This window comes from Streptomyces sp. NPDC093018 (assembly GCF_040684035.1).
GTDB classification, from domain to species: domain Bacteria; phylum Actinomycetota; class Actinomycetes; order Streptomycetales; family Streptomycetaceae; genus Streptomyces; species Streptomyces murinus.
This window is the reverse complement of sequence record NZ_JBFBFF010000002.1, coordinates 600,860-618,500: the sequence shown is the minus strand read 5'-3', so window position 1 is coordinate 618,500 and position 17,641 is coordinate 600,860. Positions and strand designations below refer to the sequence as shown.

The following is a 17,641-nucleotide window of genomic DNA, read 5'->3' as shown; positions in this document are numbered from 1 at the left end:
CCAGGGAAAGCGCGGGCAGAGGGCTCAGCGCCGTCCGCCGACCGACTTCTGCAGGGCGTCCGAACGCAGCCGGTCCGTGCGCCGGCGCCGCCACACCACGACGGGGGCGACGGCCGCGACGGCGACGCCCTCGGGGGCGACGGTCAGGGAGGCGGCGGCGGAGGACTGCTGGTTGCCCAGACCGGGCTGGTCGAAGGTGTCCGGGACGGGCAGGGTGCCCCAGTGGCTGATGGGCCAGGCCTTGACGATGGCGCGGCCGACGACCTTGTCGACGGGCACGAAGCCGTGGTTCTTGTCGGTCTGGTTGTAGCGCGAGTCCCGGGAGTTCTGCCGGTGGTCGCCCATCACCCAGAGGAAGCCCTTGGGGACCTTCACCTTGAACTGGCCGCCCTGGTCGTCCTGGCTGCACGGGGTGTTGCCGGGGTAGACGTACGACGATTCGTTCAGCGCCTTGCCGTTGACCAGCAGGGGGCCCGTGCCCTTGCACTCGATGGTGTCGCCGCCGACCCCGATCACACGCTTGATCAGGTCCTTCTCATTGGCGGAGGGCATCAGCCCGATCCAGCTGAGGACCTTCTGCACCGCGTTCGGGTTCGGCGCGGGCTCGCCGGCCAGCCAGTCGTCCGGGTCGTGGAAGACGACGACCTCGCCGCGCTCGGGCTCGGAGCCGAACCACGGGGTGAGCTTGTCGACTAGGACGCGGTCGCCGATCTGGAGGGTGTTCTCCATCGAGGCGGAGGGGATCGAGAACGCCTGGACCAGGAAGGTCTTGATCAGCAGCGCCAGGACCAGCGCGATCACGATCAGGATCGGCAGCTCCTTCCAGAAGGAGCGCGGCTTCCGTGGCGGTGGCGCGGAGTCGCCGGTGCCGCCGCTGCCGAAGCCCTGTCCCTCGCGCGGAGCGCCGTCGCCGCCCGTCGCGTCATTCCCGGTGGTCATGGCGCCGTCCGAACCTGAGTCGTCCGCCTCCGCGGGGTTCCCGCGGTGCTCCTCGCCGTCGTGACCCGACCGTGCGCCAACCGCCACATCCCCCACGCCAACTCCTCACTCCGTGCCGCCGCCCGCGCCACAGACGGCGCAGGCCCACCACTCCCATAACGAGCGGGAGTTCCGCAGGGGTCGGGAGCCGGGTCATTCCGTTCGGATTCTCATGGTCAACCCTATGCGACAGGGGCGGAGCCGCAGCCGTCCGCGTCCCGGCACGGGCAACGCTTGCAAAGGTTTTAGGTTCCTCCAGGCGCGTCCAGTGGCCGATCGGCCAGCCGATCCACATGGCCCGCCCGACCACCGATTTCACCGACACCGTTCCGCCGTACGTGGAGTCCCGGTGGTAGCGGGAGTCCGCGGAGTCGGCCCGGTGATCGCCCATCACCCACAGCCGGCCCTTGGGGACGGTGATGTCGAAGCGCATGTCGGACGGGTCGTTGCCCGGATAGAGGTAGTCCTTCTCGGACAGCGGCACGCCGTTGACGGTGATCCGCCCCTGCGCGTCGCAGCACTTGACGTGATCACCGCCGACCCCGATGACCCGCTTGATCAGGTCCTTCTCGTTGTCGGACGGCAGCAGCCCGATGAAGCTGAGGCCCTGCTTGAGCTGCTTGACCACGACCGGGTCGGGCTTCTGGGCGGCCTGTTCGCCCGCCAGCCAGCCGCCCGGGTCATGGAAGACGACGACGTCACCGCGGTGCGGCTCGGCGCCGAACCAGGGCGTCAGCTTGTCGACCAGGACGCGGTCGCCGATGCGGATCGTCTGCTCCATGGAGCCGGACGGGATCACGAACGCCTGGACGAGGAAGGTCTTCAGGACCAGCGCGATCAGCACGGCGACACCCACCAGAAGGGGGATCTCCCGAACGGCTGAACGTCTGCGCTTGCGCTTGACCTTGCGCTGGAGTTTCCGCCGTTCCGCGCGGGTACGGCCGCCACCGGGCGCGGAACTGCGCCGGGAGCCGGCGCGGGACGACTCGGGACCGGCCGGGCCCGAGCCCGCGCGCGGCCTGCCGCGGTTACCCATGGGCACCGCCCGTCGCGGCGGGCACGCGCGCGTAGGCGGGCGGCCGGGTCAGATGGGTCCAGTGCGGGGACGGCCAGACGATCCAGTCGGCCCGGCCGATCACCCGCCCGACCGGGATCATGCCGCCGCCCGGGGAGCCGAGGTGGTCCCGGGAGTCGCTGGAGTCGCTGCGGTGGTCCCCGAGGACAAAGAGGGTGCCCGGCGGCACCACGACGTCGAACGGCACGCTGGAGGCGCTGTCCCCGGGGTAGAGGAACGACGACTCGTCGACCGCGCGGCCGTTCACCTCGATCCTCCCCCGCTTGTCGCAGCAGACCACATGGTCCCCGCCCACCCCGACGACCCGCTTGATGTAGTCGCCGTCCCCGAAATACCCGCTTCCGTCGAACACAATCACGTCTCCGCGGGCGGGCCCGGCGCCGAAGCGATAGGTCAGCTTGTTCACGAGGACGCGGTCGCCGATCCGCAGACCCTCCTCCATGGATCCGCTCGGGATCTGGAAGGGCTGCACCACGAAGGTGCTCAGCAGGAGCAGGAACACCAGGCAGGCGAAGAGGGTGAGGGTGACGCGGCCGCCCGGCAGCCATTCGGTGAGCCGCGTCAGCAACGCGAAACGCGACCGCTCCTCCGGACCCGGGGAATCCGGGCGGGAGGTGCGGTCGCGCTTCGTCGGCTGTGCTTCGGTGTCCATCGGGGCGAGATGTTATCCGGCCCCGCTATGACTCCGGGGAGGCGCTCAGCTCTCGCGCTTCTCCTTGATCTTCGCGGCCTTGCCGCGCAGCTCACGGAGGTAGTACAGCTTGGCGCGGCGCACGTCACCACGGGTGACCAGCTCGATCTTCTCGACGATCGGGGTGTGCACCGGGAAGGTGCGCTCGACGCCGACGGAGAACGAGACCTTGCGGACCGTGAAGGTCTCGCGGACACCGGAGCCCTGGCGACGGATCACAACGCCCTTGAACTGCTGCACACGGGAGCGGTTGCCCTCGATGACGCGCACGTGGACGTTGACGGTGTCACCCGGGCGGAAGGACGGGAGGTCGCTGCGCAGCGACGCGGCGTCGACGGTGTCGAGCAGGTGAGACATTTCGTCTGCTTTCTTCGCTGATGCCACAGGTCATCAACGGGAGTGAAGATGTACAGGGAGCTGCCGCGCGGGTCGGGTCGGGCGTCTTGTCCCCCTGTGGCAGGGGCGCACACCGGACGAGCGCACAGCAGCGGCCTATTCTTCCATGCCGGGGGCCCGGCGCCAAAATCGGCCGTACGAGTGACCGTCCGGGTCCGGTTCCCAGCCCAGGATGGACAGCATCTCGCGGTCCTTCTTGTCGAAGGCCTTCGGGTCGCAGTGCTCGATCAGATCGGGCCGGTTGCGGGTCGTACGGCGCAGGGCCTCGTCGCGGCGCCAGCGGGCGATCTTGCCGTGGTGGCCGCTGAGCAGCACGTCCGGGATGTCCCGGCCGCGCCAGGCGGGCGGCTTGGTGTAGACGGGGCCTTCGAGGAGGTTTGCCATGGCGCCGGGCGCGAAGGAGTCGTCGCGGTGGGACTCGGCGTTGCCGAGGACACCGGGCAGCAGCCGGGCGACGGCCTCCGTGACGACCAGGACGGCGGCCTCGCCGCCCGCCAGGACGTAATCGCCGATGGAGACCTCGTAGACGGGCATCCGGGTGGCGTACTCGTCGAAGACCCGCCGGTCGATGCCCTCGTAGCGGGCCGGGGTGAAGATCAGCCAGGGCCGCTCGGAGAGCTCCACCGCGAGTTCCTGGGTGAAGGGCCGGCCGCTGGGGGTGGGGACGATCAGCGCGGGGGCGTGGGCGCCGCTCTCGTAGCCGTCGGCCAGGACGGTGTCCAGGGCGTCGCCCCAGGGCTCGGTCTTCATGACCATGCCGGGGCCGCCGCCGTACGGCGTGTCGTCGACCGTGTTGTGCCGGTCGTACGTCCATTCACGCAGGTCGTGGACGTGGACGGCGAGTTGTCCGCGGCGGCGGGCCTTGCCGACGAGCGAGACGTTCAGGGGGTCCAGGTACTCGGGGAAGATGGTGACGACGTCCAGGCGCATTACGCGTCGTCCCCCGCCTTGTCCTTCTCGGGCTCCGCTTCCCCGGCCTCGGGCTCCGCTTCCCCCGCCTCGCGGCTGGAGGCGATCTCGGCGCGGTCGTCGATCAGGCCGGGCGGGGGCGTGATGACGGCCCGCTGCTCCTCCAGATCGATCTCGGAGACGATCTCCGCCACGAACGGGATCATGACCTCCGTGCCGTCCGGGCGCTCCACGATGAACAGGTCCTGCGAGGGCAGGTGCGAGATCTCGGTGATCCGGCCGACCTCCACCCCGTCCTCGGTGACCACGTCCAGGTCCATCAGCTGATGGTCGTAGTACTCGTCCTCGTCCTCCGGCATCTCCTCCGGATCCACGTCGGCGATCAGGAGGGTGTTGCGCAGGGCCTCGGCGCCGGTCCGATCGGTGACGCCCGCGAAGCGCAGGAGCAGACGGCCGCTGTGGACGCGGCCCGTCTCGATGGTCAGCGGCCCCGTGGCGGCGGGATCCGTGGCGAGTACGGCGCCGGGGGCCAGCCTCAGCTCCGGCTCGTCGGTACGTACCTCGACGGTGACCTCGCCCTTGATGCCATGGGCTCGGCCGATCCGTGCGACTACCAGCTGCACCTGTCCAATTCTCCTGTCATCTGCTGCGCGTGTCCTGCCGATACGACTGCTCGTACGACTGCGGGCTGATACGACTGCGGGCCGGGGACGGCCGAGTGGCCCTCCCCGGCCCGAGCCGGTTGCGATGAAGCGTCAGCGGACGTTGTCCACGTCGACCAGGTCGACGCGGACACCGCGACCGCCGATGGCGCCCACGACGGTACGCAGAGCGCGCGCGGTACGACCGTTGCGGCCGATCACCTTGCCGAGGTCCTCGGGGTGTACCCGGACCTCCAGCACGCGCCCGCGGCGCAGGTTGCGCGAGGCGACCTGCACATCGTCAGGGTTGTCGACGATGCCCTTCACGAGGTGCTCAAGCGCCTCTTCGAGCATGCTGCTCAGGCCTCGGTCGACTCGGACTCAGCCGCGGCCTCGTCCTTCTTCTCAGCCTTCTTCTTCTGGGTGATGGCCTCACCCTTGGCGTCGTCGTCGCCACCGAGGGCCTCGAACGACGGACGGGCCGGCTTCGGCGCAGCGACGAGCAGCGGCGCGGGGGCCGGCTCGCCCTTGAACTTCTGCCAGTCGCCGGTCTTCTTCAGGATGGCGAGAACGGGCTCGGTCGGCTGGGCGCCGACGCCGAGCCAGTACGCCACGCGGTCGGCGTCCACCTCGATGACCGACGGGTTGTAGGTCGGGTGGTACTTGCCGATCTCCTCGATGGCCCGGCCGTCACGGCGGGTACGGGAGTCGGCGACGACGATGCGGTAGTGAGGCGAACGGATCTTGCCCAGACGCTTCAGCTTGATCTTGACTGCCACGGGAGTGGATTCTCCTGGTTTTGACGTGGTGGGGCACGGCGCGTTGCCGCGTGGGGTTGCGGTACCCGTGTGCCCGACGGACGCGTCAGCCGGAGGAGAGAGGGGTCCTATGCGGCTGTCGAGTACAGCCATCCATTCTGCCATACCCGGCGGACCGCTCTCGGCCGGGGGACAGAGACCCGGCCGCGCCCGCCGGCCTGGGGTGCCGACGGGCGCGGGGTGTGGTCGTGGTGTGGGGTCCGGCACCCACGAGATGCCGGGGCGAGGGTCAGGCGGCGCCCGACATCTCCGGGATGCGGAAGGGTTTGCCGCAGCCGCCGCAGACGATGGGCGCCTGGGCGAGGACGGAGGGGACCACGCGGACGTTGCGACCGCAGTCGCAGACGGCCTTGACGCGGACGCCGCCGCCGGAGGAGCCGTGGCGGGCGGCGGGCCCCCGGAAGGTGCGGGAGGTGTCCTCCGTCGTGGCCGCCGAGTGCGCCTTGAGGGCGCGCTGGAGACGTTCGATGGTCGGCCGGTAGCGCCGCTTCGCCTCGGGGTTGAGCGTGACCAGGGAGAAGCCGCTGCTGGGATGCGGTTCCTCGGGGTGGTCCAGGCCCAGCTCCTCGGCGATCGAGAGGAACCGTCGGTTGTGGTAGCGACCGGCGCGGGAGGTGTCGCGGACCCCGCGCGCGGCGGCGATGCCGTGGACTGCCTCATGGAGCAGCCGTTCGAAGGAGAGCTCGTGTCCGCACGCGGACGACGACTCTCCGATCAAGGACTCTGGCGCGGCAAGATCGGGCAGATCGGGGTGGTACCGCTGAATGTCGGCCCACGCCTGTGCCAGCTCTGCGGCGAGAACAGGTGGTGTCTGTGTCGTGCTCACGTAATGACAACGAGCGGAGGGCACGCTGTGTTCCTATTCCGGGGCATCCCAAATAATTTGCACGTACCCGTCAGTTGGCACTGATGCGTCCTGACGAGGGCGCGTGCGCCGATGTGCGGAGGAAGCCTCACAGCTCGTAACAAGCCGGTGCGTAGACGGCACTACGATCCGTCCGGTACGCCCTGTCACGACGATGGCCCGTGGCTGCGCAAGGGGCGATTCGGCCGCTCTGGATGCCGAGTCCCACGTCGGTCAGCGCCCGTGACGGTCGCGACGTTACCGTGCGCGACCGCACCCCCCGGCACCGGCCCGTCCTCCGGCGTGATCACCGTAAGGGCAGCCTGGTTGCCGGGATGTGAATTCTCGCCACACCGGCGCACTACGCCCAAGCGGGTCCCCTCGACCCCTGGACGGGGCCGCGAGGCGGGAGTTACCTGGCATACGTGGAACGTCCGCGAGGGCGGCACGGGGGCCACACGCGACCGGACACACACGACCGGACAGCGGCGAACCGTCGGCGGATGGGAGCGCTTATCCATGACAGCTTCGCTCGTACGGCGGCATCCGCCGCACGTGGATCCCATGGCTCACGAGGACGCGAAGGCCCGCGCGCGGGACTGGGCCGAGATCCAGGAGCGCATGCTCGTCCCGCTCCATGAGGCCGTGTACGAACGGCTCGACGTGGGCCCGGACACCCGGCTGCTCGGCCTGCGCTGCGGGGCCGGCCTCGGCCTCCTCCTCGCGGCCGCCCGCGGCGCCGCCGTCACCGGCGCCGACCCCTCCCCCGGCCTGCTGGCCCTCGCCCGGGAACGGCTGCAGTCACCGCACGGCGGCGCCCCGCGCGCGGAACTCCTGCACGGCTCACCGGCAAGCGCCGGGGCCTTCGAGTCGTACGACCTGATCACCGCACTCGACCCGGTCCGGGGCCCCTCGGGCGATCCCCGGGCGCTCGCCGCCCTGCTAACGGAGGCGCTCCCGCGCGCCGTGCCCGGCACCGCCGTGGTGCTCGCCGGCTGGGGTCCGCAGGAACGTTGCACCACCTCCAGCGTGCTGCGCGTCGCGGCGAAACTGGCTGATCCTTTGCGCAGCAACGGCGGCTGGCGTCCGGCCCGGCGGGACGATCTGGAGGAGGCCGCCCAGCGGGCGGGGCTGCGCCCGGACGGCTCCGGGCGGGTCTCCTGCCCGTTCGGATACGCCGGTCCGGACAGCGCGGTGCGCGGGCTGCTGTCCACCGGGCTCTTCGACGCGGCGATCGCGGCGACCGACGCCGAGCAGGTCGACAAGGAGCTGACGGAGGCCCTGCACCCGTACCGCCGCGCCGACGGCACCGTCTGGATGCCCAATGTCTTCCGCTATCTGATCGCCCGCGTCCCGTGAGACACGCTCAGCGCGGCTCCTCGGGGTCCTTGGCCAGCCGCGTGATCCCGGCGATCCGGTACGCGTCCGCCTCCTCCAGCGTCTCGTGCTCAAGGAGCGCCAGCGCCAGCGCGTCCAGCTGACCCCGGTGGTCCCGGAGTTTGTGCCGCGCCTCGTCGTAGCACTCGTCCACGATCCGCCGCATCTCGGTGTCGATCACATCGAGCGTCCCGGGTGCGGCGGCCAGCCCGTACGCCTGCTGGGCATCGCTCGGCAGCGCGGACAGCCGGCCGACCCGCTCGCTCATGCCCCAGCGGGCCACCATCGCACGGGCGATGTTCGTCACCTGTTCGAGGTCGCTCTCGGCGCCCGTGGTGACGACGCCGTAGACGACCTCCTCCGCGGCCATGCCACCCAGCGCACCGATGATCCGACCACGCAGATACTCCTCCGAATGGGCGTACCGCTCGACCTCGGGCGTGGACATCGTCACCCCGAGCGCCCGTCCGCGCGGCACGATGGTGATCTTGCGGACCGGGTCCGCGCCCGGCTGGAGCATGCCCAGCAGCGCATGGCCGCTCTCGTGGTACGCCGTACGCCGCCGGTCCTCCTCCGGCATCACCAGGGTCCGCTCGGCGCCCAGCTGGACCTTCTCCAGCGCCTCGGAGAGATCCGCGCCGGTCACCCGCTCCTGCTTGCGCTTGACCGCGAGCAGCGCGGCCTCGTTGGCGAGGTTGGCCAGGTCGGCGCCCGTCATACCGGGGGTCGCGCGCGCCATCCGGGCCAGGTCCACGTCCGGCTCCAGCGGCACGTCCCGGGTGTGGATCCGCAGGATCGCCTCACGGCCCGCGCGATCCGGCGGGGCCACCGTGACCACCCGGTCGAAGCGGCCGGGACGGGTCAGCGCCGGGTCCAGGATGTCGGCGCGGTTGGTCGCCGCGATGACGATCACACCCTCCGAGCCGGAGAAGCCGTCCATCTCGGTGAGGATCTGGTTGAGCGTCTGCTCGCGCTCGTCGTGCCCGCTCATGGCCGTACTGCCGCTGCGCGCCCGGCCGATGGTGTCGATCTCGTCGATGAAGATGATCGACGGGGCCACCTTGCGGGCCTCCGCGAACAGCTCGCGCACCCGGGAGGCGCCGACGCCGACGATCATCTCGATGAACTCCGATGCCGAGGCCGAGAAGAACGGCACCCCCGCCTCGCCCGCGACCGCTCGCGCGAGCAGTGTCTTGCCGGTGCCGGGCGGGCCCGCGAGCAGCACGCCCCGGGGCAGCTTGGCGCCCATTTTGCGGTAGGCGTCGGGGTGCTCCAGGAAGTCGACCACGTCGTCCAGCTCGCCCTTGACCTCGTCGATCCCGGCCACATCGGCGAACGTGGTACGCCGGGTGTCCGGCTCGGGCCCCACCGGCTTGGGCGGCGCGCGGCGCCCGAACAGACCGCCCGCGCCGGGCAGCGAGCCGCCGAGCTTGCGGGCGAAGAACACCCACACCGCGACCAGGACGAGGATCGGGATCAGGGAGAGCAGCAGATTGGACAGGAAACTGCGCTCCTGCACCATCGGCCGGGCGGTCACCGTGACGCCATGACTGCTCAGGTTCTGCCACAGCCGGTCGTCCGCGAAAGCGGGGCGCTGCGTCTTGAACTTGGTGTACCGGCCGCCGCCCTCGGGATTGCTCCGCGAGGTCTTCAGCTGCCCCTGGATCGCGTCGCCCTTGGAGTAGATCGTGGCGACATTGCCCTCGGAGACCTGCCGGCTGAACTCGGTGTAGGAGATCGTCGGCTGATTGGCCTGGCCGAGGTAGTTCAGGCCGAGATAGGCCAGCAGGAAGACGATCACCGCGGTGACGAGGAGCCCCCACCACTTCCCGCCCCGAAGCCCTCCCCCACCGGACCGCCGGGGCCCTTCGGGGGTGCCCTCGGCGCGCCACGGCTGCTCCGGGTCCTTGCGCGGGGGCGGCGCGTTGCTCATATAGGGACGTTAAGGCAGATATCGGAACACGGCACATGATGAAGGGCGCCCCCTCGGGTGGAGGGGGCGCCCTTCAATGCCGTACGACCGTCAGCCCATGAACTTCTTGAACTCGTCGGGCAGCTCGAACTCCTCGGCGCCCTGCTGGGGCAGCTGGAAGGCGTTGCCGCCCTGGGCCGCGGCCTCGCGGCGCTGGGCGTCCTCCAGCTCCTGCTGCTTGCGCTTCATCGGGTTGCCCGAGCGCTGCTTGCCCTTGGCCTTCTTCTGCTGCTTCTTCTGCCGGCCGGGGCCGCCGCCCATGCCCGGGATCCCCGGCATGCCCGGCATGCCGCCGCCCTGAGCCATTCGGGACATCATCTTGCGGGCCTCGAAGAAGCGCTCGACCAGGCCCTTCACGGCGCTGACCTCGACGCCGGAACCCTTGGCGATACGGGCGCGGCGGGAGCCGTTGATGATCGTCGGGTCCTGGCGCTCGCCCGGGGTCATCGACTTGATGATCGCGGCGGTGCGGTCGACGTCGCGCTCGTCGATGTTCTGGATCTGGTCCTTGATCTGCCCCATGCCCGGCAGCATGCCGAGCAGCTTGGAGATCGAGCCCATCTTCCTGACCTGTTCCATCTGGGACAGGAAGTCGTCCAGGGTGAAGTCCTGGCCCTTCTTGGACGCCAGCTTGGAGGCCATCTTGGCGGCCTCTTCCTGGCTGAAGGTCTTCTCCGCCTGCTCGATCAGGGTGAGCAGGTCACCCATGTCGAGGATGCGGGAGGCCATCCGGTCCGGGTGGAACGCGTCGAACTCGTCCAGCTTCTCGCCGTTCGACGCGAACATGATCGGCTTGCCGGTGATCTGCCGGATGGACAGCGCGGCACCACCGCGGGCGTCACCGTCGAGCTTGGAGAGGACGACACCGTCGAAGCCGACGCCGTCGCGGAACGCCTCGGCCGTGTTGACGGCGTCCTGGCCGATCATGGCGTCGACGACGAAGAGGATCTCGTCCGGGGAGACGGCGTCGCGGATGTCCGCGGCCTGCTGCATCATCTCCTGGTCGATGCCGAGACGGCCGGCGGTGTCCACGATCACGATGTCGTGGACGCGGGTCTTCGCGAACTCGATGGAGTCCTTCGCGACCTTGACCGGGTCGCCGACGCCGTTGCCCGGCTCCGGCGCGTACACGGCGACGCCCGCGCGCTCGGCGACGACGCTGAGCTGGTTGACGGCGTTGGGGCGCTGGAGGTCACAGGCGACGAGCAGCGGGGAGTGGCCCTGCTCCTTGAGCCAGCGGCCGAGCTTGCCCGCGAGGGTGGTCTTACCGGCACCCTGGAGACCCGCGAGCATGATCACGGTGGGCGGCTGCTTGGCGAAGCGCAGGCGCCGGGTCTCGCCACCGAGGATGGTGACGAGCTCGTCGTTGACGATCTTGAGGATCTGCTGGGCGGGGTTCAGCGCCTTGGAGACCTCGGCGCCGAGGGCACGTTCCTTGACGTTCTTGATGAACGTACGGACGACCGGAAGGGCCACGTCCGCTTCGAGGAGCGCGATGCGGATCTCGCGTGCCGTGGCGTCGATGTCCGCCTCGGACAACCGGCCCTTGCCGCGGAGGTTTTTGAAAGTCGCGCTGAGGCGGTCGGAGAGGGTATCGAACACGGTGGCGTCGGTCCTCGGGGTCGGAGGGGTCTGGGCTGCCCTCCAGGGTATCCGGCCCGGCAGGTCATCAGTCCCCGCCCGTCGCATTCGGCGTCCGTCACGGCGCCCGCAGCGTCTCCTCCAGCACCCTCGCCAGCGACCCCGCGTCCTGCTCCGGCAGTGGTTCGCCCGCGCCGGTCGTCACATAGAAGGCGTCGACCGCGTTGGCGCCCAGGGTCGAGACATGCATGCTGCGGACCCGGACGCCCACCTTCTCCAGGGCCGTGCCGATGCGGTGCAGCAGGCCGGGGGCGTCCTGGGCACGGACCTCGATCACCGTGGCGTGGTGGGAGGCGGCGGGGGCGACCGTCACCCGGGGCGGCGGGGCGAGCAGGCCGCGGCGCCTCGGGTAGGCGGCGTCGCGCTCGGCGAGTCGGCCCGCGATGTCGAGGGAGCCGTCCAGGGCGCGGACCAGGTCGGCGCGCAGCCGGGCGGCCTCGGGCAGCGAGCCGTACTCGGCGGCGACCCGCCAGTCGAGCAGCAGCACCGAGCCGTCGCCGTCGTTCACGTCCTGGGGCAGCCGCAGGGTGCGCAGCTCGGCGGTGCGAACGGTGAGCCGGTGCACCGCGAGGACACCGGCGACGGCGGGCAGCACGGCGCTCTGGTCGGGTACGGCGATGAGCAGCTCGACGCCGAGGGGCTCGGGCGCGCCGGGCGTCTCCTCGGCGGGTACCGGCTCGCTGCGGGCGCGCAGGGCGAGGACCGGGCCGCCGGTGCGGAACGCCTCGACGGCAAGGCGTTCCTGCTCGGCGGTGGGCGCGAGGGGCGCGGGCTCGTCCGGGAGGTCCCCGGCGAGCAGGGCGCCGACCCGGCGCACCAGGTCGGCGACGAGGGAGCCGCGCCAGGAGGACCAGGCGGCGGGGCCGGTGGCGAGGGCGTCGGCCTCGGTGAGGGCGTGCAGGAGTTCCAGCGTGCCCTGGGTGCCGACGGCGTCGGCGACGGAGCGGACGGTGGCGGGGTCGTCCAGGTCGCGGCGGGTGGCCGTGTCGATCAGCAGGAGGTGGTGGCGGACCAGCGTCGCCAGGACGGCGACGTCCTCGGCGTCGAAGCCGATACGGCCGGCCACGTCCTTGGCGATGATCTCGCCGGCCACCGAATGGTCGCCGGGCCAGCCCTTGCCGATGTCGTGCAGCAGGGCCCCGACCAGGAGGAGGTCGGGGCGGTGCACATGGCGGGTGAGGGCGGCGGCGCGGACGGCGGTCTCGATCAGGTGGCGGTCGACGGTCCAGATGTGCACGGCGTTGCGCTGGGGGCGGCAGCGGACCCGTTCCCAGTCCGGGAGCAGCCTGCTGATCAGCCCCTCGGCCTCCAGCGCCTCCCAGACCCCGACGGTGGGGCGGCCGGAGCCGAGCAGGGTGACCAGTTCCTCGCGGGCCTCGGCGGGCCAGGGCGTGGGCAGCGGGCGGGCGGCCGCGGCCAGGCGTCGTACGGCGTACGGGGAGAGCGGGAGGCCGGCCTGGGCGGCGGCGGCCGCGGCGCGCAGCGCAAGCACGGGGTCGCGTTCGGGGCGTGCGGCGCGGGCGAGCACCACCTCGCCGTCCTGTTCGACCACGCCCTCGGCCAGCGGGGACCGCTCGGCACCCTGCTTGCCGCCGCCCAGCGCCCGCCCGTCGCCCACCACCGCCCTTCTGAGGAAGTCGCTTCGCTCCCTCGCCATTTTGCGCAGGCGCGGTCGTACGGCGCGCGAGCGCAGCACGCGCCCCACCTCGCGCCAGGTGACGTCCGCGGCGTAGGAGATGACGCCGGCCGCCTCGTAGACCTGCCGGAGCAGGACATCGGCGTCCAGCAGGCCCAGTTCGGCCGCGACCTGGTCCTGTTCCTGGAGGGCGAGCCGGTCGGTGGCGCGGCCGGTGCTCAGATGGAGGGCGTCGCGGACGTCGAGCAGGGTGCGGCGGGCCTCGGCCAGGCCCTCGCGGGGGGCGTCGGCGAGCCAGGAGGCGGCGACGGCGCGCAGTGCGGTGGCGTCGCGCAGTCCGCCGCGGGCCTCCTTGAGGTCGGGTTCCAGGAGGAATCGCAGCTCGCCCTGGCGTTCGGCGCGTTCGTCGCACAGCTCCTTCAGCTCGGGCAGCCGCTTGGGGGCCTGGTTGCGCCAGTCGGCGAGCACGGCGGTGCGCAGTCCCGCGGTCAGGCCGAGGTCGCCCGCGAGGTGCCGGGCGTCCAGCAGGCCGAGCTGGACCTTGAGGTCCTCGCCGGCGGTCCTGCGGGCCTCGGCGAGGGTGCGCACGGAGTGGTCGAGATCGAGGCCGAGGTCCCAGACGGGGTACCAGAGGCGGTCGGCGAGCGCGGCGACCGCGGCGGGGTCGGAGCCGTCGTGCAGCAGCAGGAGGTCCAGGTCGCTGCGCGGGGACAGTTCGCCGCGGCCGTAGCCGCCGACGGCGACGAGGGAGATGCCCGAGATGCCCTGCGGCCGGCCCGCCCCCGCGGTGAAGAGCCCGGCGAGCCAGTCGTCGGTCAGTTCGGCGAGGGCGGCGCGGCGCGGCGGCCCGGTCCGCGCCCCCTCGGTGAGGAGGCGCAGCCGGGCCGCCGCGTAGCCGCCGGGTTCGGGGCTCTCGGCCGATGTCCGCTCTTCCGTTCCCGTCACCCAGCGACTCCCGTTCCGTTCCGGTGTTCCAGGGCTGATCTCGGTTCCAGGGCTGATCTCAGAGGGCGTCCGGGCCGCGTTCCCCGGTGCGGACGCGTACGGCCGTCTCGACCGGGACCGACCAGACCTTGCCGTCGCCGATCTTGCCGGTGCGGGCGGCCTTGACGATGGCCTCGATCAGTTCCTCGGCGTCGTCGTCCTCGGTGAGGACCTCGATGCGGATCTTGGGGACCAGGTCGACGGTGTACTCCGCGCCGCGGTAGACCTCGGTGTGGCCCCGCTGCCGACCGTAGCCGCTGGCCTCGGTGACCGTCAGTCCATGGACGCCGAAGGACTGAAGGGCCTCCTTGATCTCGTCGAGCCGGTACGGCTTGACGACGGCCGTGATGAGCTTCATGCGTCCACCTTCTTGGTCTGCTTCCCGCTCTTCTTGTCGCCCTGATTCTCCGGCTGCTTCCCGCCGCCCGCGCCGGCCGCGGCGGAGAGGGCGGAGCCGAGGACACCGCCGCCGGCGCCGCTGTAGTCGTAGGCGCTCTCGGCGTGCTCGGCGCGGTCGATGCCGGAGACCTCCTCGTCCTGGGTGACACGCATCCCGATGGTCTTGTCGAGGAGGAAGGCGAGGATCGCGGAGACGATCAGGGAGTAGGCGAGGACACCGCCGACGCCCGCGCACTGCTTCCACAGCTGGGTGAAGGAGTGGTCGCCGTAGAAGACGCCGGTGGCGGTGGACTGGCCCGTGCCGCTGGCGAAGAAGCCGATCAGCAGGGAGCCGATGATGCCGCCGACCATGTGGACGCCGACGACGTCGAGGGAGTCGTCGTAGCCGAAGCGGAACTTCAGTCCGACGGCCGCGGCGCAGGCGACACCGGCGATGGCGCCGACCGCGATCGCGCCGAGCGGGGTGACCGCGCCGCCGGAGGGGGTGATGGCGACGAGGCCGGCGACCGCGCCGGAGGCGGCGCCGAGGGTGGTGCAGGCGCCGTGCCGGATCTTCTCGTAACCGAGCCAGGCGAGCATGGCGGCGGCGGTGGCGATCTGGGTGTTGACGAACATCAGGGGGCCGACGCCGTCGTCGTTGCCGAGCCAGGAGCCGGCGTTGAAGCCGAACCAGCCGAACCACAGCAGACCCGCGCCGAGCATGACCAGGGGCAGGCTGTGCGGGCGCATCGGGTCCTTCTTGAAGCCGACGCGCTTGCCGATGACGAGGATGACGCCGAGGGCCGCGGCACCCGCGTTGATGTGGACCGCCGTACCGCCGGCGAAGTCGATCACGCCCAGTTCGTAGGCCCAGCCACCGGTGCCCCAGACCCAGTGGGCGACGGGGAAGTAGACGATGGTGACCCACAGCACGAGGAAGACGGCCCAGGCGCTGAATTTCACCCGGTCGGCCAGGGCGCCGCTGATGAGGGCCGGTGTGATGATCGCGAACATCATCTGGAAGACGGCGAAGACGAAGACCGGAATGGTGTAACCGGGCCACAGGTCCATCTTGCCGATGCCGGTCCAGCCGACGAAGTCGGAGGTCCAGCCGATCAGCGAGCCGTGGTCCGTGCCGAAGCTCATCGAGAAGCCGTAGAGCACCCACAGAATGGTGACGATGCCCATGCTGATGAAGCTCATCATCAGCATGTTCAGGGTGCTCTTGACGCGGACCATGCCTCCGTAGAAGAAGGCCAGGCCCGGGGTCATGAGCAGCACCAGGGCGGAAGCAATGAGCATGAAGCCTGTGTTGGCGGACGACAGCTTGGGTGCGTCCGCCGCAAGCATGATGGCTGGGGCCATCGGCGTCTCCTCGTCGATCGGGGCGCCCCGTGCGGGCGGTGCCTCGGCGGTCCGGTGGGGTGGGGGGCCGGTATGCGCCAGAGACTGACGTAGCACCGTTTCCACGGAAGCCACTCGTTGTTTCACCGGGGTGACGAAGACGACCTGTGTGTTACGCGCCCATGAACCGGCCGCGGCGCGGGCCTCTCGATGACCTGGCGTTGGGGGAGCCGAGTCGGGCGGTTCGGGAGGTCCGGCCGCGGCCGGGGTTTGGGGGGTGCGGTCCGGGTCAGACGGCCTCGGACTCGGGGAGATCGACGGCGAGCTGTTCGGCGAGATCGATCACGGCGGCGAGATCGCCGTGGTCCCGCACGGCCGTGCCGACCGTCTTTCGGATACGGGTGTTCACGCGCTCGGAGCGGACCTTCTTGGCCACCGTCATCGCCCGCGAGGCGAACTCGGTACCGGCCTCGGGCTCGTCCTGGAGCAGATGCACGGTGGCCATGCCGATCAGATTGAGCGCGTACGACCGCTGGTGCTCGCTGTCCTTGGCGAACAGGTCCACCGCGCGGCGCATCAGCGGCTCGGCGAGGGAGGCGTAGGCGGGGCTGCGGCCCGCGCTGTAGGCGAGGTCGCGGAAGGAGTGGGAGTTCTCCGCGTACAGCTCGGCCTCGGAGAAGAAGCGGATCCAGTCGGGGTCCGGCTCGTCCCACTCGTCGGCCTCGGAGAAGGTGTCCTCGGCCATGCGCACCGCGCGCTTGGTACGGCCCGGCTGGCCCATGTTGGCGTAGGCGCGGGCCTCCATCGCATACAGCATGGACTGGGTGCGCGGTCCCGCGCAGTCGCGGCTGCCGTACTGGGCGAGATGGATCAGCTCCAGGGCGTCGTCGGGCCGGCCGAGGTGGATCATCTGGCGGCTCATGCTGGAGAGGATGTACGAGCCGAGCGGCCGGTCCCCCGCCTCCTTGGCGGCGTGCAGCGCGAGCACGAAGTACTTCTGCGCGGTGGGCTGGAGCCCGACGTCGTACGACATCCAGCCGGCCAGTTCGGCCAGTTCGGCGGCGACCTTGAAGAGCTTGCGGGTGGTGGCCTCGGGCTGGGGTTCCTGGAGCAGGTCGGTGACCTCGTGCAGCTGGCCGACGACGGCCTTGCGGCGCAGTCCGCCGCCGCACTGGGCGTCCCACTGGCGGAACATCCGGGTGGTGGACTCCAGCAGCTCCAGCTCCGGCTTGGACAGCCGGCCGGGCCTGCGGGAGTCGAAGGCGGACTCGGGGACGGGCGCGGCCGGGGCGCCGGGGGTGGGCACCAGCCAGCGCTGCATGGGCTCGATCAGGGAGGGGCCCGCGGACAGCGCGAGGGAGGTGCCGAGGAAGCCGCGCCGGGCGAGCATCAGGTCGCTGCGGGAGAACTCGCCGAGCTGGGCGACGGTCTGCGGGCCGGTCCAGGGCAGGTCGACACCGGAGGCGGCGGTCGACTGGCGGGCGGCGCGCAGGCCCAGGTCCTCGATGGAGACCACGCAGCCGAAGCGCTCGGAGAACAGCTCCGAGAGGATGCGCGGGATCGGCTCGCGCGGGTTCTCGCCGTCCAGCCAGCGGCGCACCCGTGAGGTGTCGGTGGAGATGTGGTTGGCGCCCAACTGGCGTGCCCTGCGGTTCACTTGGCGGGCCAGCTCGCCCTTGGACCAGCCGCTGCGCACGAACCACGAGCCGAGCAGCTCATTGGGGCGCTTGTCAGCGTTTGTCCCGCTTCCGCCATTGCCGCCCACTGGAACGCCCCCATCCCTGAGACCTCTTGCCGCCTGAGTGCGCCAAGCCCTATCAGAATGCCGGTAAATACGGCCCGGCGTCCCCCGGTTCCCAGCCTTCGAACGCGATACCGAGCCGTTCTCGGGCCCCTTTCGGGTTACCGCCGAGTCGCCGCCGAGTTACTCCCGGGTTGCCCCCGGCATACCCAGGAA

16 protein-coding genes are annotated in these 17,641 nt (G+C 71.0%); 1 reads left to right on the top strand and 15 read right to left on the bottom strand.

Going from position 1 to position 17,641, the window contains the following annotated elements:
* Positions 1-24: 24 nt before the first annotated feature.
* From lepB (AB0N90_RS06670) to AB0N90_RS06630, 9 genes are all read right to left on the bottom strand, one after another.
* Entirely contained in the window at positions 25-1,035 is a 1,011-nt protein-coding gene (gene lepB / locus AB0N90_RS06670) for a signal peptidase I (RefSeq protein WP_365193420.1), read from the bottom strand.
* Complete coding sequence (gene lepB / locus AB0N90_RS06665; RefSeq protein WP_365193418.1) at positions 923-2,014, bottom strand: signal peptidase I; 1,092 nt, start codon at positions 2,012-2,014, stop codon at positions 923-925. The genes lepB (AB0N90_RS06670) and lepB (AB0N90_RS06665) overlap by 113 nt, the downstream gene beginning before the upstream one ends.
* Entirely contained in the window at positions 2,007-2,705 is a 699-nt protein-coding gene (lepB, locus tag AB0N90_RS06660) for a signal peptidase I (protein WP_365193416.1), read from the bottom strand. Before lepB (AB0N90_RS06660) ends, lepB (AB0N90_RS06665) begins: the two co-directional genes overlap by 8 nt.
* A 45-nt stretch (positions 2,706-2,750) precedes the next feature.
* On the bottom strand, positions 2,751-3,101 hold the full coding sequence (rplS, locus tag AB0N90_RS06655) for a 50S ribosomal protein L19 (RefSeq protein ID WP_037654561.1): 351 nt from the start codon (positions 3,099-3,101) through the stop codon (positions 2,751-2,753).
* Positions 3,102-3,236: 135 nt separating this feature from the next.
* Complete coding sequence (gene trmD / locus AB0N90_RS06650) at positions 3,237-4,070, bottom strand: tRNA (guanosine(37)-N1)-methyltransferase TrmD (protein ID WP_365193414.1); 834 nt, start codon at positions 4,068-4,070, stop codon at positions 3,237-3,239.
* Positions 4,070-4,672 carry a ribosome maturation factor RimM gene (gene rimM, locus AB0N90_RS06645; RefSeq protein ID WP_365193412.1) on the bottom strand — a complete coding sequence of 201 codons (603 nt, stop codon included), beginning with the start codon at positions 4,670-4,672 and terminating at the stop codon, positions 4,070-4,072. The genes trmD and rimM overlap by 1 nt, the downstream gene beginning before the upstream one ends.
* Before the next feature lie 132 nt (positions 4,673-4,804).
* On the bottom strand, positions 4,805-5,044 hold the full coding sequence (locus AB0N90_RS06640; RefSeq protein ID WP_111585579.1) for an RNA-binding protein: 240 nt from the start codon (positions 5,042-5,044) through the stop codon (positions 4,805-4,807).
* Between the two features lie 5 nt (positions 5,045-5,049).
* Positions 5,050-5,469 (bottom strand): 30S ribosomal protein S16, encoded by a 420-nt coding sequence (rpsP, locus tag AB0N90_RS06635; protein WP_037654569.1) that lies wholly within the window; start codon positions 5,467-5,469, stop codon positions 5,050-5,052.
* A 268-nt stretch (positions 5,470-5,737) separates the two neighbouring features.
* Entirely contained in the window at positions 5,738-6,334 is a 597-nt protein-coding gene (locus AB0N90_RS06630; protein ID WP_037654570.1) for a hypothetical protein, read from the bottom strand.
* Between the two features lie 537 nt (positions 6,335-6,871).
* Here AB0N90_RS06630 and AB0N90_RS06625 point away from each other — a divergent pair.
* Positions 6,872-7,711, top strand: coding sequence for a methyltransferase domain-containing protein (locus tag AB0N90_RS06625; RefSeq protein ID WP_365193410.1), 840 nt, complete (start codon positions 6,872-6,874; stop codon positions 7,709-7,711).
* Between the two features lie 7 nt (positions 7,712-7,718).
* Here AB0N90_RS06625 and ftsH read toward each other — a convergent pair whose 3' ends face one another.
* From ftsH to AB0N90_RS06595, 6 genes are all read right to left on the bottom strand, one after another.
* Positions 7,719-9,662 carry an ATP-dependent zinc metalloprotease FtsH gene (gene ftsH, locus AB0N90_RS06620; RefSeq protein WP_361677085.1) on the bottom strand — a complete coding sequence of 648 codons (1,944 nt, stop codon included), beginning with the start codon at positions 9,660-9,662 and terminating at the stop codon, positions 7,719-7,721.
* A gap of 90 nt (positions 9,663-9,752) precedes the next feature.
* Complete coding sequence (gene ffh, locus AB0N90_RS06615) at positions 9,753-11,303, bottom strand: signal recognition particle protein (RefSeq protein WP_086811076.1); 1,551 nt, start codon at positions 11,301-11,303, stop codon at positions 9,753-9,755.
* 97 nt (positions 11,304-11,400) lie between these two features.
* Positions 11,401-13,923 carry a [protein-PII] uridylyltransferase gene (locus AB0N90_RS06610; RefSeq protein WP_365193407.1) on the bottom strand — a complete coding sequence of 841 codons (2,523 nt, stop codon included), beginning with the start codon at positions 13,921-13,923 and terminating at the stop codon, positions 11,401-11,403.
* Positions 13,924-13,981: 58 nt separating this feature from the next.
* Positions 13,982-14,320: a P-II family nitrogen regulator gene (locus AB0N90_RS06605; RefSeq protein WP_085566762.1), complete on the bottom strand. Its 339-nt coding sequence runs from the start codon at positions 14,318-14,320 to the stop codon at positions 13,982-13,984.
* Positions 14,317-15,705: an ammonium transporter gene (locus AB0N90_RS06600; protein ID WP_085566761.1), complete on the bottom strand. Its 1,389-nt coding sequence runs from the start codon at positions 15,703-15,705 to the stop codon at positions 14,317-14,319. Before AB0N90_RS06600 ends, AB0N90_RS06605 begins: the two co-directional genes overlap by 4 nt.
* Positions 15,706-15,973: 268 nt before the next feature.
* Positions 15,974-17,449: a hypothetical protein gene (locus tag AB0N90_RS06595; protein WP_085566760.1), complete on the bottom strand. Its 1,476-nt coding sequence runs from the start codon at positions 17,447-17,449 to the stop codon at positions 15,974-15,976.
* Positions 17,450-17,641: the final 192 nt, after the last annotated feature.

Bases quoted from the DNA above. Each gene is read 5' to 3' on its own strand.
- lepB (WP_365193418.1), bottom strand. From the start codon at position 2,014: ATGGGTAACCGCGGCAGGCCGCGCGCGGGCTCGGGCCCGGCCGGTCCC.
- lepB (WP_365193416.1), bottom strand. From the start codon at position 2,705: ATGGACACCGAAGCACAGCCGACGAAGCGCGACCGCACCTCCCGCCCG.
- rplS (WP_037654561.1), bottom strand. From the start codon at position 3,101: ATGTCTCACCTGCTCGACACCGTCGACGCCGCGTCGCTGCGCAGCGAC.
- trmD (WP_365193414.1), bottom strand. From the start codon at position 4,070: ATGCGCCTGGACGTCGTCACCATCTTCCCCGAGTACCTGGACCCCCTG.
- AB0N90_RS06640 (WP_111585579.1), bottom strand. From the start codon at position 5,044: ATGCTCGAAGAGGCGCTTGAGCACCTCGTGAAGGGCATCGTCGACAAC.
- AB0N90_RS06625 (WP_365193410.1), top strand. From the start codon at position 6,872: ATGACAGCTTCGCTCGTACGGCGGCATCCGCCGCACGTGGATCCCATG.
- ftsH (WP_361677085.1), bottom strand. From the start codon at position 9,662: ATGAGCAACGCGCCGCCCCCGCGCAAGGACCCGGAGCAGCCGTGGCGC.
- AB0N90_RS06605 (WP_085566762.1), bottom strand. From the start codon at position 14,320: ATGAAGCTCATCACGGCCGTCGTCAAGCCGTACCGGCTCGACGAGATC.
- AB0N90_RS06600 (WP_085566761.1), bottom strand. From the start codon at position 15,705: ATGGCCCCAGCCATCATGCTTGCGGCGGACGCACCCAAGCTGTCGTCC.